General features: G+C 61.3%; 16 protein-coding genes. 11 read left to right on the forward strand and 5 right to left on the reverse strand.

Features of this window, described 5'->3' with window-relative positions:
• Positions 1-70: 70 nt before the first annotated feature.
• Entirely contained in the window at positions 71-976 is a 906-nt protein-coding gene (locus H147_RS0110005; protein WP_019955228.1) for a LysR family transcriptional regulator, read from the forward strand.
• Between the two features lie 95 nt (positions 977-1,071).
• Here H147_RS0110005 and H147_RS21250 read toward each other — a convergent pair whose 3' ends face one another.
• Positions 1,072-1,281 (reverse strand): hypothetical protein, encoded by a 210-nt coding sequence (locus H147_RS21250; RefSeq protein ID WP_211216545.1) that lies wholly within the window; start codon positions 1,279-1,281, stop codon positions 1,072-1,074.
• A gap of 10 nt (positions 1,282-1,291) precedes the next feature.
• Here H147_RS21250 and H147_RS0110010 point away from each other — a divergent pair, with 10 nt between their 5' ends.
• The 6 genes from H147_RS0110010 (at position 1,292) to grxD (ending at position 6,089) form a co-directional block, all read left to right on the forward strand.
• Complete coding sequence (locus H147_RS0110010; protein ID WP_211216546.1) at positions 1,292-1,750, forward strand: hypothetical protein; 459 nt, start codon at positions 1,292-1,294, stop codon at positions 1,748-1,750.
• Positions 1,751-2,013: 263 nt separating this feature from the next.
• Positions 2,014-2,301, forward strand: coding sequence for a hypothetical protein (locus H147_RS0110015; RefSeq protein WP_019955230.1), 288 nt, complete (start codon positions 2,014-2,016; stop codon positions 2,299-2,301).
• 251 nt (positions 2,302-2,552) lie between these two features.
• A complete protein-coding gene (locus tag H147_RS20345; RefSeq protein WP_211216547.1) occupies positions 2,553-3,125 on the forward strand; it encodes a hypothetical protein in 573 nt (190 codons plus the stop codon).
• Positions 3,126-3,206: 81 nt separating this feature from the next.
• Complete coding sequence (gene purL, locus H147_RS0110025) at positions 3,207-5,366, forward strand: phosphoribosylformylglycinamidine synthase subunit PurL (protein ID WP_019955232.1); 2,160 nt, start codon at positions 3,207-3,209, stop codon at positions 5,364-5,366.
• A gap of 100 nt (positions 5,367-5,466) precedes the next feature.
• On the forward strand, positions 5,467-5,703 hold the full coding sequence (locus H147_RS0110030) for a BolA/IbaG family iron-sulfur metabolism protein (RefSeq protein ID WP_019955233.1): 237 nt from the start codon (positions 5,467-5,469) through the stop codon (positions 5,701-5,703).
• A gap of 26 nt (positions 5,704-5,729) precedes the next feature.
• Positions 5,730-6,089, forward strand: a complete 360-nt coding sequence (gene grxD / locus H147_RS0110035; RefSeq protein WP_026352416.1) for a Grx4 family monothiol glutaredoxin — start codon at positions 5,730-5,732, stop codon at positions 6,087-6,089.
• Here the strand turns inward: grxD and zapA are convergent, their stop codons facing one another.
• Positions 6,090-6,482 (reverse strand): cell division protein ZapA, encoded by a 393-nt coding sequence (gene zapA / locus H147_RS0110040; protein WP_019955235.1) that lies wholly within the window; start codon positions 6,480-6,482, stop codon positions 6,090-6,092.
• Entirely contained in the window at positions 6,469-6,939 is a 471-nt protein-coding gene (locus H147_RS0110045) for a hypothetical protein (RefSeq protein ID WP_019955236.1), read from the reverse strand. The genes zapA and H147_RS0110045 overlap by 14 nt, the downstream gene beginning before the upstream one ends.
• Positions 6,940-7,204: 265 nt before the next feature.
• Here H147_RS0110045 and tkt point away from each other — a divergent pair, with 265 nt between their 5' ends.
• Entirely contained in the window at positions 7,205-9,223 is a 2,019-nt protein-coding gene (gene tkt, locus H147_RS0110050) for a transketolase (RefSeq protein WP_019955237.1), read from the forward strand.
• A gap of 105 nt (positions 9,224-9,328) precedes the next feature.
• On the opposite strand, the gene H147_RS0110055 is transcribed toward tkt, so the two are convergent.
• Positions 9,329-9,694 carry a DoxX family protein gene (locus tag H147_RS0110055; protein ID WP_019955238.1) on the reverse strand — a complete coding sequence of 122 codons (366 nt, stop codon included), beginning with the start codon at positions 9,692-9,694 and terminating at the stop codon, positions 9,329-9,331.
• On the reverse strand, positions 9,691-10,638 hold the full coding sequence (locus H147_RS0110060; RefSeq protein ID WP_019955239.1) for a DUF808 domain-containing protein: 948 nt from the start codon (positions 10,636-10,638) through the stop codon (positions 9,691-9,693). Before H147_RS0110060 ends, H147_RS0110055 begins: the two co-directional genes overlap by 4 nt.
• A gap of 196 nt (positions 10,639-10,834) precedes the next feature.
• Between H147_RS0110060 and gap (H147_RS0110065) the strand changes: the two genes are divergently transcribed.
• The 3 genes from gap (H147_RS0110065) to gap (H147_RS0110075) all read left to right on the forward strand — a co-directional run bounded on the left by gap (H147_RS0110065) (position 10,835) and on the right by gap (H147_RS0110075) (position 13,087).
• Positions 10,835-11,836, forward strand: a complete 1,002-nt coding sequence (gene gap / locus H147_RS0110065; protein WP_019955240.1) for a type I glyceraldehyde-3-phosphate dehydrogenase — start codon at positions 10,835-10,837, stop codon at positions 11,834-11,836.
• Between the two features lie 25 nt (positions 11,837-11,861).
• A complete protein-coding gene (locus tag H147_RS21175) occupies positions 11,862-12,005 on the forward strand; it encodes a hypothetical protein (RefSeq protein ID WP_019955241.1) in 144 nt (47 codons plus the stop codon).
• A gap of 80 nt (positions 12,006-12,085) precedes the next feature.
• Positions 12,086-13,087, forward strand: a complete 1,002-nt coding sequence (gene gap, locus H147_RS0110075) for a type I glyceraldehyde-3-phosphate dehydrogenase (protein ID WP_019955242.1) — start codon at positions 12,086-12,088, stop codon at positions 13,085-13,087.
• The last annotated feature ends 145 nt before the right edge of the window (positions 13,088-13,232 follow it).

Consider the following 13,232-nt stretch of genomic DNA (forward strand, 5'->3'; position numbering starts at 1 on the left):
TGCAACCTTTTGCTGCAATAGCGTAATGAAGGATAAATGTGAGCGTTAACAACAGCACTGAAAGCGCGGAATGGACTGGGATAAGCTACGAATCTTTCACGCGGTCGCTGACGCGGGGTCGCTGACGCATGCGGGTGACACGCTCCATCTGTCGCAATCGGCCGTGAGTCGCCAGATCCGCGCCTTGGAAGAGGCGCTGAACACCACCCTGTTCCACCGCCATGCACGCGGGCTGATTCTGACCGAACAGGGCGAATTGCTGTTCGATGCGACCAAGTCGATGAACAAGCGGCTTGAAACCGCCTCTGCCCGCATCCGCGACAGCGAAGAAGAGGTATTCGGCGATCTGCGCGTCACGACGACCACGGGTTTTGGCACGCTCTGGCTTGCGCCGCGCTTGCCCAAGCTGTTCGAGACCTATCCCGATCTGAAAATCGACCTGATGCTGGAGGAACGCGTGCTCGACCTGCCCATGCGCGAGGCCGATGTCGCGATCCGCATGAAGGAACCCTCGCAGGCCGACCTGATCCGCAAGCGCCTGATGTCGGTAAGGATGCGGCTTTATGCATCGCCGTCATATCTGGAAATGAACGGCACGCCGGAAGCGCTGGCTGATCTGTCCGATCACCGGCTGGTCTGCCAAAGCCTGAATTCGATCCAGGTCTCGGCGGGCGCGACGCTGGTCCAGCATCTGCTGACCAGCGATGTGCAGCATCTGTTCACCGTCAATAACTACTTTGGCGTGCTACAGGGTGTGCTGAACAATATCGGCATCGGCGTGCTGCCCGATTATGTGATCGAGGATTTTCCCGACCTCGTCCGGGTCCTGCCCGAACTCGAAAGCGGTGAAGTGCCCGTATTCTTGGCCTATCCCGAAGAGTTGCGGCAGTCCAAACGGATCGCCGCATTCCGCGATTTTGTCCAGGAAGAGATTTTCGCCCATAGGCGCAAGATTCGCGAAACCGTGCCGCAATAGGCGCGGACCAGGCCGACGATCTGTCCCGTCTCCGAAAAGTTTGAATCAATTTCAGCAAAGCTGCGCCTTCCGGTTGCTGCGGCCCGTCAGTATTTTCATTGAATCTCAACTATTTGATGAGGTGCAGATCGCGGCGCATCTGCCCAATTGCGCGGTCGTGCTGCCCCCAACATGTTTACCAATGCCTTAAGCAAGGTATCGCCGCGCCGCGTAACGGCCCCTATGACAACATCCGTGATGGCCTTCGGGTCATTGAGTGATGAGTTGCAGGTGTTAACGATGATGATGTTAAAGATAGCCGTCATGGCCATGGCCATGACTTTCGGAACTGTTGTGCAGGCCTATGATCTGATCCCCGACCGGATCACCATTCCATTGGCGACCAACCATATCAACAGCGAGGCCAGAGACCGTCTGAACGAAAACAACCCCGGTCTTGCGCTGACCTGGGACGCGGCCTTGGCGGATGTCACCATCGGGGTCGTGCGCAACAGCTTTTCCGACCCCGCCCCTTTCGTCACCCTGTCTCGCGACTTGTGGCGCGGCGACACATGCAGTGCCGCGGGCTTTTTCGGCACGGCCCATTACCCGTCGCTTGCGAACCGGACCAGCTATGACGTCAATGGCTGGATCCCGGTCGGCGGGCTGCATCTGGAATGCGGACCGGGTTTTGTACAGGTCATGCCGGGCAGCAGCATCATGGACAAAGCCCCCGGCAAAGGCCATGCCAACGCCATTCTGGTCGTGGGGCTGACCTTCGACCTTGGCAAGTGACAACGAGCCATGCGTGCAACACATAGCGGGAATGCACCACCATCAGGAGATTTTTTCTTGATTGGTCAAAAAACGCGCCCTATCTGTTCATCCGAGGGCGATGATGCGTAATTGCTCATCACCCTCACCTCCCTGTTGGACTTCGCCGGGCCTTGTGCCCGGCTTTTTTTTGCGGCGCGCGTCGCATGCCATGCATAACTGCGCTCAAAGACACGCTTTCCGCGTGCAGGCAAAGGTCAAATACAACCTTTTGTAAGCTTCTCATGTTCTTCCGCATTGCAGCAAAAGGATGCGTCACCGCAGTATCGTCGGCGGAACATGCCAAATGCGTGATAATGCAGCAGATGGCGAATCACGCATTTCATCAGATCGTGACTGACAGGCGCTGGATCGTCCGCTGGTTGTCGTATTTCCCGATGCGGACAATCTGTTGCATTGAAACAGGATCGTCTTTTTTCCGCAGACAGATCCTGCGGCTTGGTATCCGCAACGCCCCCATTGATCCAGATCGCTACACTGGAACCGAAGGCGAACCAGAATCTGAACAATAACTTGTTCTATATTGCTATTTTTGCATGAAACCTGCGGCGATCGACACCAACCAACAAACAACGAGGTCGCAATACAACCCTAGGCATCAAAAAACGTTAGGTCTGAGACGAAACCTGAACTATCCTGAATCCGCGGGGTCGTCTGTGGTGGGACTGTCGCCGCCCGTGGAGAGTAACCAATTGTTATAGGTAGTCCCATGCAAAAATCCCAAAACAAGTATCTTATCGCTGCAATCGCAGCGTGCATCCCGATGTCGCCCGTTTTCGCGGAAGGTCTTGGTGTGTCCGTCAAGATCGGCGGCATTTCCGCAGGCGTCAGCGTTGGACGCGGGTCCATCGCGTCGGCCGATGTCAATGTTGGCGGATCGCACGGCGGCAATGCGGTCTCGGCCGGCGTCAGCGTCGGCAGTGGCAGCAATACCGGCGGCGGGTCCGGCAGCGGCAGCAATTCAGGCGGCGGGACCGGCAGCGAGAACGGTTCCGGTGGCCATTCGGGCGGCAGCTCGGGTGGTGGCGGTGCCTCTGGCGGCACTGACGACAACGCATTCGCCGCGACCAATCCCGATTTTCGGGTCGCCCCGCCCGTCTTTCCGACAGGCGACATCATTGGCACGACGGTCTGGACACGCGACAACGTGCTGGTCGGGATCGTCACCGGGGTGCGGCCCGGCCCCGATGACAACCTCATGCTGAGCGTTGAAATCGTCGACAACTTCGGCATCACCCAGAATGTCGTCATTTTCCAGATCGGGGCGCAAACAGTCACCGAAGGTCGCCTGACGCTTAAAATGATGCGCAACGAGCTGATCGCACGTCTGGCCTGATACAGGCCTGATCGCCTGCGTTTTGCGTCTTTAACCCCTCGGTCCACGCCTGTATGACAGGCACAGGACCGAGGGGACATCATGACAGAGCCAGCCATCACGCCCGATCTCATCGCAGCCCATGGGCTGAAACCGGATGAATACCAGCGTATTCTGGACATCATCGGCAGGACCCCGACCTTTACCGAACTTGGCATCTTTTCGGCGATGTGGAACGAACATTGTTCCTACAAATCCTCCAAGAAATGGCTGCGGACCCTGCCTACGACCGGCCCGCAGGTCATCTGCGGCCCCGGTGAAAACGCGGGCGTCGTCGATATCGGCGACGGTCAGGCCGTGGTCTTCAAGATGGAAAGCCACAACCACCCCAGCTATATCGAACCTTATCAGGGGGCCGCGACCGGAGTGGGCGGCATTCTGCGCGATGTGTTCACCATGGGCGCGCGCCCGATTGCGGCGATGAATGCGTTGTCCTTCGGCGAAACCTCCCACCCCAAGACGCGGCAGCTGGTCAATGGCGTCGTCGCTGGTGTCGGCGGCTATGGCAATGCCTTCGGCGTGCCGACTGTGGGCGGCGAAGTGCGGTTCCATCCCGCTTATAACGGCAACTGCCTTGTGAACGCCTTTGCCGCAGGGCTGGCCGATACGGACAAGATTTTCTATTCAGCCGCCTCCGGCGTGGGCATGCCTGTCGTTTACCTGGGTGCCAAAACGGGGCGCGACGGTGTCGGCGGCGCGACCATGGCCAGCGCCGAATTCGATGACAGCATCGAGGAAAAGCGCCCCACCGTGCAGGTCGGTGACCCGTTCACCGAAAAGCGCCTGATGGAAGCGACGCTGGAACTGATGGCCACGGGGGCCGTGATTTCCATTCAGGACATGGGGGCTGCTGGCCTGACCTGTTCGGCGGTGGAGATGGGCGACAAAGGCGGGCTTGGCGTGCGGCTGAACCTTGACGCTGTTCCGCAACGCGAAACCGGCATGACCGCCTATGAAATGATGCTGTCGGAAAGCCAGGAACGCATGTTGATGGTCCTGCGCCCCGAACTGGAGGCCGTAGCGCGCGCCGTTTTTGTCAAATGGGACCTTGATTTCGCCATCGTCGGCGAAACCATCCCCGAGGATCGGTTCATCGTTGTCCACAAAGGCGAGGTGAAAGCCGACCTGCCGCTGGCCACCCTCTCCGGCTCCGCCCCCGAATATGACCGGCCCTGGGTGCCGACCCCGGCGCAGGACGCTTTGGGCGATGTGGTGGGCGTCAGCCCGATCGACGGTTTGCGCGCATTGATCAGCACCCCGAACTATGCGGGCAAGCAATGGGTCTATGAACAATACGACAGCCAGGTGATGGGCGACACCGCCCGCATCCCCGGCCTTGGTGCAGGCATCGTGCGCGTGCATGGCACGGACAAGGCGCTGGCCTTCACCTCGGATGTGACCCCGCGCTATGTCATGGCCGACCCGGTGGAAGGCGGCAAACAGGCCGTCGCCGAGGCTTACCGCAACCTGACCGCCGTGGGCGCAAAACCGCTGGCCACCACCGACAACATGAATTTCGGCAACCCCGAAAAGCCCGAAATCATGGGGCAATTCGTCGGCGCGATCCAGGGCATCGGTGAAGCCGTCAAAGCGCTCGATATGCCGATCGTGTCGGGCAACGTCTCGCTTTACAACGAAACCGACGGCAAGGGCATCCTGCCTACACCGACCATCGGGGCTGTCGGTATCATCACCCATCCCGATCAGATCATCGCCGGTCAGTTGCGCGACGGCCATGTGCTGTTGCTGGTCGGTGAAACCTCGGGCCATCTTGGCCAATCCGCCCTCCTTGCCGAGGTCTATCACCGCGCCGAAGGCCCGCCGCCGCCTGTCGATCTGGACGCCGAGCGGCGCAATGGCGACTTTATCCGCGCCAATTGCGTCTTCATCACTGCCTGCACAGATCTGGGCGACGGCGGTCTGGCCTTGGCCGCGTTCGAGCTGGCTGAATCCGCAGGTGTGGGCATCACGCTTGATGCCGGCGACACGCCCACGCTTTTTGGCGAGGATCAGGCGCGTTACCTGATCGGCTGCAATTTCGATCAGGCCGAGGCGCTGATGGTCGCTGCAGGTCAGGCGGGTGTGCCGCTTGCCACCGTGGGCAAGGCCGGCGGCGACATGGTGACATTCGGCAGCGAAAGCGCGGCTCTGGTCGATCTCGCCCAGATCTATCGCACGAGCTTTGAAAAAGCGCTGGCCTGATGGCTTCTTTTTTCCAAAAATACTCCTGCCGGAGGCAGCGCCTTGCTTGCCGCCCGCATCACACCTAACTTGTACATGAGACGCCCGAAAAGGACCGCAGATGCCCATCACCGCCCATGAGATCGAAACGCTGTTGCGCGAAAGCTTCCCGCAGGCCCGGATCAGCGTACAGGGCCATGACGGCGCGCATTTTGCCGCAGAAGTCATCGACGAAAGCTTTCGCGGCATGAACCGCGTGCAACAACAACGCGCGGTCTATGCCGCGCTCAAGGGCCGGATGGACGGCAGCCACGGCGAATTGCATGCGCTGGCGCTGACCACCAAGGCGCCCGATTGAAACACGACCTGACAAAGGACCCACATATGACCGCCAAAGACAAAATTCAGGAAACAATCACATCCAACGATGTCGTATTGTTCATGAAAGGCACGAAATCCATGCCACAATGCGGGTTTTCCAGCCGCGTCGCGGGTGTTCTGAACTTCATGGGCGTCGATTTCGCCGATGTGAACGTGCTCGCTGACGAAGACATCCGCCAAGGGATCAAGGATTTCTCAGACTGGCCGACGATCCCGCAGCTTTACGTCAAGGGCGAATTCGTTGGCGGCTGCGACATCATCACCGAAATGACCCTGTCGGGCGAGCTTGACACGCTATTCGCGGACAAAGGGGTGACCTTCGACAAGGACGCCGCCGACAAGATCCGAGAAGCGAACGCCTGATCAGGCGAGTTTCGCATCCACCTGATCCGCCAAGGCTTCGGCCCTGGCGGCCAGTTCTGCCAGTGTTTCCACAACATCCGCAGGCACCACAGGCACCTCGATCCGCTGGGCCTCAGGACGAGGTGCCGCTTGCATCTGGTCGATCTTCGCGCGCAGTTCGACCGCTTCGACCTGCGCCTCGCGCAGTTTGTCCTCCAGCCCGGCTGTCTTGTCGGCCAGCAGCAACCCCGCCATCAACAACATCCGCGCTTCGGGCAGACGGCCGATCTGTTCGGCCAGCGTCGCAGCTTCGGCATCCAGCATGGCGGCGGCGGAATGCAGGAAATGCTCCTCGCCTTCCTGACAGGCCACCTCGAACGTGCGGCCCCCGATAAAGATTTCAACCTGTGGCATGGGCGGCCTCCTCGACCAGCGGTTTCAATTCGGCCAGAATCGCATCGACCTCGGCGGCATCGGCGGCGCGCAGCGCCTGCAAGGCCTCGACCTCGGCGGCAAGCGCGCTGTCGATCAGCGCAGGGTCAAGCCCCGCCGTCAGCGCGTGGCGCAACTGCCCGTTCAGATCGCGCAACTGCTGGGTCGCCGCACGCAGCCGTTGCAAATGGCCGTCCATCGCCTGCAATTGCGCGGCTTGGGTTTCCAAGCGCCGGGTCAGGTCGCCGTCCCCCGCGCCCTGCGTGCTTTGCAGCTCGGTGATCTGGGCCATCAAGGCAGCGTTTTGCGCCCGCTCGGCCTGCAAGGCGTCAAAAAGCGAACTTTCCGCCGCATCCGCCTTGCCCTGCGCCTCGACGCCACGGCGGATCCGGTCAAGTGCCACCGTGATCCGATTTCCGAGTTCAAGCACATCACTCATTGCCCGCCCTTTCACATAGTCGCGCGCCGGATTGCCCCGATCCGGGCCTGAACTTCAACCCGTACCGGCCCCGGTCAGCGGCGAAATTTCGCCTTGCCCCCCGAATCGTTCCGGCGTTTTCAAAGCCTATGCCATCAACAGCAGCGCAGCAAACGCGATGACGTCATTGATCAGAACAGCTTAGCTGTCGCGCTTGATCTTGGGGGCGACCCTGATATGACGCAGCCAAGAGTTTGTATTCCCCTTTGCCTGAAGGACTGCCCCCTTGGATATTGCCGCCCTGCGTTCCGCGCACCCCGAACATTGGAAAAAAGCCGCCGCCATCCGCACCCTGACGCTTGATGCGGTTGCGGCTGCCAATTCCGGCCATTCCGGCATGCCGATGGGCATGGCCGACGTGGCGACCGTCCTGTTCGAAAAGCACCTGAAGTTCGACCCCAAAGCCCCCGCCTGGCCCGACCGCGACCGGTTCATCCTGTCGGCAGGGCATGGGTCGATGCTGCTTTACGCGCTGATGTATCTGACCGGATATGAGGATATCACGCTCCAGCAGATCAAGGATTTCCGCCAGTGGGGTGCGAAAACCGCAGGCCATCCCGAATACGGCCATGCGCGCGGGATCGATACGACCACGGGCCCCTTGGGTCAGGGCATCGCCAATTCGGTCGGGTTCGCCATCGCCGAGGAAATCCAGCGCGCCCATTGGGGCGCAAAGATCGTCGATCACCACACCTATGTCATCGCCGGTGACGGCTGCCTGATGGAAGGGATCAGCCAAGAGGCGATCGGTCTGGCTGGCATGCAGAAACTGGGCCATCTGGTCGTGTTCTGGGACAACAACAACATCACCATCGACGGCACTGTCGATATTGCCGATATCACCGACCAGCCGGCGCGCTTTGCGGCCTCGGGCTGGCATGTGCAGGAAATCGACGGCCATGATCCGATCGCCATCGACGCCGCCATCACGGCAGCCAAGGCCGATCCCCGCCCCTCGATGATCGCCTGCAAGACGCATATCGCCTTGGGCCATGCCGCGCAGGACACGTCCAAAGGCCATGGTGCGCTGACCAATGCCGACCAGCTTGCTGCCGCGAAAACCGCCTATGGCGCGCCCATGGGGGCGTTCGAGGTTGCCACCGACGTGCTGGACGCTTGGAAAGCCATCGGCGCCCGCGGGGCAGAGACACGCGCCGCATGGGAGGCACGCTTTGCCGCCCTGTCCGGCACCAAGCAGGCCGAATTCACCCGCGCCTATGCCGGTGACGCGCCCAGGAAACTCGCCGCCACGATCCGCGCGCTGAAAAAGCAAATCTCGGAAAGCGCGCCTTCGGTCGCAACGCGCAAATCGTCCGAAATGACGTTGGAAGTCATCAACCCGATCATGCCCGAAACCATCGGCGGATCGGCCGACCTGACAGGGTCGAACAACACCAAGACCGGCGATCTGGGCGTGTTCCACCCTGACACCCGCAAGGGCCGCTACATCTATTACGGCATCCGCGAACACGGCATGGCGGCGGCGATGAACGGCATGGCGCTGCACGGCGGCGCGCGCGCCTACGGCGGCACGTTCATGTGTTTCACCGATTACGCACGTGGGGCGATGCGCCTGTCCGCGCTAATGGGCGTGCCGGTGACCTATGTGATGACCCATGACAGCATCGGTCTGGGCGAGGATGGCCCGACCCACCAGCCGGTCGAGCATCTGGCGATGCTGCGCGCCACGCCGAACATGCATGTGTTCCGCCCTGCCGATACGATCGAGACGGCGGAAGCCTGGGAAATGGCGCTGACCAGCAAGACCACGCCATCGGTGCTGGCCCTGTCGCGCCAGAACCTGCCCACCGTGCGCACGACCCACACCGCCAAGAACCTGACCGCGCAAGGCGGCTATGTGCTGGCCGATGCGGATGGCAAAAGGCAGGCGATCATCATGGCGACAGGGTCCGAGGTGGAGATCGCGCTGGCCGCGCGTGACCTGCTGCAGGCCGAAGGGATCGGCACGCGTGTCGTGTCGATGCCTTGTTGGGAATTGTTCGAGGAGCAGGACGACAGCTATCGCCGCAAGGTTCTGCCCGCAGGCCCCGTGCGCGTCGCGGTCGAGGCGGGGATCCGTTTCGGCTGGGACCGCTGGCTCTTTGGTGAGCGCGGCAAGCGTGAAAAGTCCGGGTTCGTCGGTATGCACGGCTTTGGCGCCTCTGCGCCCGCTGAACGGCTTTATCAGGAATTCGGCATCACCGCGCAGGCTGTGGCCGACAAGGTGAAATCGCTGATCAAATAAGCCGGGGTGAACCCCGGCCTACTGGGACACCGCGCCCGACCGTCAGGCGACAAAGCGTAGGCCGGGGTTCACCCCGACCACTCCGCAACACACCGTAGGTCGGGGTTAACCCCGACCGACCCCGAACCGCCCTGCCCCCGCAACCGCCAGCGCAAGGCACCCGCCCGCAATCGACCAGTTCTTGACGAAAATGCTCATCTGCCACGGATCATCGGGGATGAAGTGAAACACGCTGGTCACCGCGCAATAGGCCGCAAGCGACAGCGCTACAGGCCGCACGGCGACACCCGCCACCAGTGCCAGCCCTGCCAGCGCGTTATAGGCCAAGGCCAGCCAGACCAGCGCCACCGGCAAACCGAAACCCGCGAGCAGTGCCGCGGCATTACCCGGACTAACCACCTTTTGCACCGCACCGCCAAGGAACAGGGCCGCGATCAGTAGCCGCGCCAGCAACAGCAAGGCATCGTTCATTTGCCCGACACCCGCTGCATCAGCGGCGCAACCGCATAGGTCGCGACCGGGATCAGCACGAAACCGATGATCACTCCCAGCAGCCCGTCCATCGCCGCCGTCGCAATCCATTCAGTCGCATCCTTCATGCCCGCTGGCACAAGATGGCCCAGGACGACAGCCCAGCCGTGGATCTGGTGGCCAAGGGCCGCAAAACCCAGTTCCTCCAGTCCGTGCACGATGATCGACCCGCCAACCCACAGCATCGCCGCCGTGCCGACCCATGTCAGCCCCAATAAAAACGTGGGCATCCCCGCCACGATCCCCCGCCCCAGCCCGCGCGTCAGCGCCAGACGCCCGCGTGCGGCCATGGCAAGGCCGACGTCATCGGCCTTTACGATCAGCGCGACGGCGCCATAGACCATCGCCGTGATCGCCACCGCAACGAGCGCGAGGACAGCAGCCTGGCTCCAGATGCTGGGCGCGTCGATGGCGGCAAGGGCGATGGTCATGATCTCGGCCGACAGGATGAAATCGGTCTTGATCGCGCCTTGCACCTTTGCTTCTTCCAGATGCGCGGGGTTGCCGGTGGCATCGGGATGCGGGTCGCGTTTCCGAAAGGCATGCAGCAGCTTTTCGGCCCCTTCGAAACAGAGGTAAGCCCCGCCCAGCATCAGCAAAGGCGCGATCAGGAAAGGTGCAAAGGCCGACAATGCCAATGCGGCGGGCAGCAGGATCACCAGCTTGTTGCGGATTGACCCCAGCGCGATGCGCCACACGATGGGCAATTCGCGGTCCGCCGAAAAGCCCTGCACGTATTTGGGTGTCACGGCGGCATCGTCGATGACAGCGCCCGCCGCCTTGGCCCCCGCCTTGGTCGCCTGTCCGATCACGTCATCGACAGAGGCGGCGGCGACCTTGGCGATGGCGGCCACATCGTCCAGCAAGGCGAGCAATCCGCTCATTCCACGATTCCTTTGTTGCTGTGTCGACACTGGCCGTCCCGGCCCCGTTCGGCAACCCCGCCATGTTGGCGCAAACATTTAGCGGTAACAGCAACATACACCGCATGTTACCGTTAACATATTGAGATTGCGTAGATTTTTTCTGGACACAACGGTATGCACTTGGCAAGACCTTGCCCAACAAGGGGGATGCCACATGACAATCACCATCGGGATCAACGGGTTCGGGCGCATCGGGCGCTGCACGCTTGCCCATATCACCGAGGCGGCACGCAACGATGTACAGGTCGTCAAGATCAACGCCACCGGCCCGATTGCGACGAACGCCCATCTGCTGAAATACGATAGCGTGCATGGCCGGTTCGGGCATCCGGTGACAGTCAAGGGCAATACGCTCGATCTGGGACGCGGCCCGATTGACGTGATGTCGAGCTATGATCCCGCCACGCTGGACTGGGACGGTGTCGATGTCGTTTTGGAATGTACCGGCAAGTTCAACGACGGACACAAAGCCGCGGTGCATCTGGACCGCGGCGCGCGCAAAGTGCTGATCTCGGCGCCTGCGAAAAACGTGGACCGCACCGTGGTTTACGGCGTCAACCACCGCGATCTGGTGGCGACCGAACGACTGGTGTCGAACGGGTCCTGCACGACAAACTGCCTTGCCCCGCTTGCCAAGGTGCTGAACGACGCCATCGGGATCGAACGCGGCATCATGACGACGATCCACAGCTACACGGGCGACCAGCCGACGCTGGACCGGCGGCACGACGATCTCTACCGCGCGCGGGCTGCCGCGATGGCGATGATCCCCACATCGACGGGGGCGGCCAAGGCCTTGGGCGAGGTGCTGCCAGAACTGGCCGGCAAGCTCGACGGCACCGCGATGCGGGTCCCTACCCCCAATGTCAGCGCGGTCGACTTGACCTTTGAGGCCGGAAAATCCGTCACCGTCGCCGAGGTCAACGCCATCGTGGCCGAGGCCGCAGGCGGTTATATGGGCATGGTCATGGCCTATGACGCCGAGGCCAAGGTCAGCATCGACTTCAACCACACCACGCAAAGCTGCATCTTTGCCCCCGACCAGACCAAGGTCGTGGGCGGGCGCATGGTGCGCGTGCTCGCATGGTATGACAACGAATGGGGCTTTTCCGCGCGTATGGCCGATGTTGCGGCCACAATGGGGCGCTTGCATTAAACGCGCGTGCCGCTAGACCGTTGCCATGACGAATGGCATCGCGGTTTTTCTTCTTGTGCTGATCGGGGCGGCGCTGGCCTATGACGGGCTGGCGAACGATTGGCAGGGTTTCCTGTTCACCATGCGGAAATTCGTCGATCTGATCGAATATCTCGCCTTCTGGCGCTGACGGGTCCGGCATCGGCGGTTGACCTTTTGCGATAAATCGCAATGTTAGCGCCAACATTCATCCCCAAGGAGGATACAAGCATGGCCGTCAAAGTAGCAATCAACGGATTTGGCCGGATCGGCCGCAACATCTTGCGCGCCATTATTGAATCCGGCCGCACCGATATCGAGGTGGTGGCGATCAACGACCTTGGGCCGGTGGAAACCAACGCGCATCTGCTGCGCTTTGATTCGGTGCATGGCCGTTTCCCCGGCACTGTGACCACGACCGAGGACAGCATCGACGCAGGCCGCGGCCCGATTAAGGTGACCGCGATCCGCAATCCAGCTGATCTGCCCTGGGGTGACGTCGATATCGTGCTGGAATGTACGGGTATCTTCACCAGCAAGGACGCCTGTCAGGCGCATCTGTCCACGGGTGCCAAGCGCGTGCTGATTTCCGCCCCCGGCACCAATGCGGACAAAACCGTGGTGTTCGGGGTCAACCACCAGTCGCTGACCAAAGACGATATCGTCGTCTCGAACGCGTCCTGTACCACGAACTGCCTGTCGCCCGTCGCCAAGGTGCTGAACGACGCCGTCGGGATCACCAAAGGATTCATGACCACGATCCACAGCTACACCGGCGACCAGCCGACGCTGGACACGATGCACAAGGACCTTTACCGCGCACGCGCTGCTGCCCTGTCGATGATCCCGACCTCAACGGGGGCTGCCAAGGCCGTGGGTCTGGTGCTGCCGGAACTCAACGGCAAGCTTGACGGTGTGGCGATCCGCGTGCCCACGCCCAACGTCTCGGTCGTGGACCTGACCTTCGAGGCGAGCCGCGCCACCACCGTGGACGAGATCAACAACGCGATCATCGCCGCCGCTGATGGCCCGCTGAAAGGTGTCCTTGGCTATACCGCCCTGCCGATGGTCAGCAGCGATTTCAACCACGATCCGCATTCATCGATCTTCCATCTGGACCAGACCAAGGTGCTGGATGGCAACATGGTGCGCATCCTGTCGTGGTACGACAACGAATGGGGCTTTTCCAACCGCATGGCGGATACCGCCGTCGCCATGGGCAAGCTGCTGTAAACACACGCCTTTCACGGCGAATGGCCGGTCCCTTGCGGGGCCGGTCTTTTTTTGTGCATTCCGCAAACCCCGCCATGCAGCGAATGCATATCCGCTAGCGCTAACTGTCAGTTGTTCTGCGCCGCAGCATCGCTATTTGTGGATC

The organism is Yoonia vestfoldensis DSM 16212 (genome assembly GCF_000382265.1).
GTDB lineage: Bacteria > Pseudomonadota > Alphaproteobacteria > Rhodobacterales > Rhodobacteraceae > Yoonia > Yoonia vestfoldensis.

Excerpts from the sequence above, each read along its gene's own strand:
- H147_RS0110005 (WP_019955228.1), top strand. The coding sequence starts at position 71 with ATGGACTGGGATAAGCTACGAATCTTTCACGCGGTCGCTGACGCGGGG.
- H147_RS21250 (WP_211216545.1), bottom strand. The coding sequence starts at position 1,281 with ATGACGGCTATCTTTAACATCATCATCGTTAACACCTGCAACTCATCA.
- H147_RS0110010 (WP_211216546.1), top strand. The coding sequence starts at position 1,292 with ATGACTTTCGGAACTGTTGTGCAGGCCTATGATCTGATCCCCGACCGG.
- H147_RS0110015 (WP_019955230.1), top strand. The coding sequence starts at position 2,014 with ATGTTCTTCCGCATTGCAGCAAAAGGATGCGTCACCGCAGTATCGTCG.
- H147_RS20345 (WP_211216547.1), top strand. The coding sequence starts at position 2,553 with ATGTCGCCCGTTTTCGCGGAAGGTCTTGGTGTGTCCGTCAAGATCGGC.
- purL (WP_019955232.1), top strand. The coding sequence starts at position 3,207 with ATGACAGAGCCAGCCATCACGCCCGATCTCATCGCAGCCCATGGGCTG.
- H147_RS0110030 (WP_019955233.1), top strand. The coding sequence starts at position 5,467 with ATGCCCATCACCGCCCATGAGATCGAAACGCTGTTGCGCGAAAGCTTC.
- grxD (WP_026352416.1), top strand. The coding sequence starts at position 5,730 with ATGACCGCCAAAGACAAAATTCAGGAAACAATCACATCCAACGATGTC.
- zapA (WP_019955235.1), bottom strand. The coding sequence starts at position 6,482 with ATGCCACAGGTTGAAATCTTTATCGGGGGCCGCACGTTCGAGGTGGCC.
- H147_RS0110045 (WP_019955236.1), bottom strand. The coding sequence starts at position 6,939 with ATGAGTGATGTGCTTGAACTCGGAAATCGGATCACGGTGGCACTTGAC.
- H147_RS0110055 (WP_019955238.1), bottom strand. The coding sequence starts at position 9,694 with ATGAACGATGCCTTGCTGTTGCTGGCGCGGCTACTGATCGCGGCCCTG.
- H147_RS0110060 (WP_019955239.1), bottom strand. The coding sequence starts at position 10,638 with ATGAGCGGATTGCTCGCCTTGCTGGACGATGTGGCCGCCATCGCCAAG.
- gap (WP_019955240.1), top strand. The coding sequence starts at position 10,835 with ATGACAATCACCATCGGGATCAACGGGTTCGGGCGCATCGGGCGCTGC.
- H147_RS21175 (WP_019955241.1), top strand. The coding sequence starts at position 11,862 with ATGACGAATGGCATCGCGGTTTTTCTTCTTGTGCTGATCGGGGCGGCG.
- gap (WP_019955242.1), top strand. The coding sequence starts at position 12,086 with ATGGCCGTCAAAGTAGCAATCAACGGATTTGGCCGGATCGGCCGCAAC.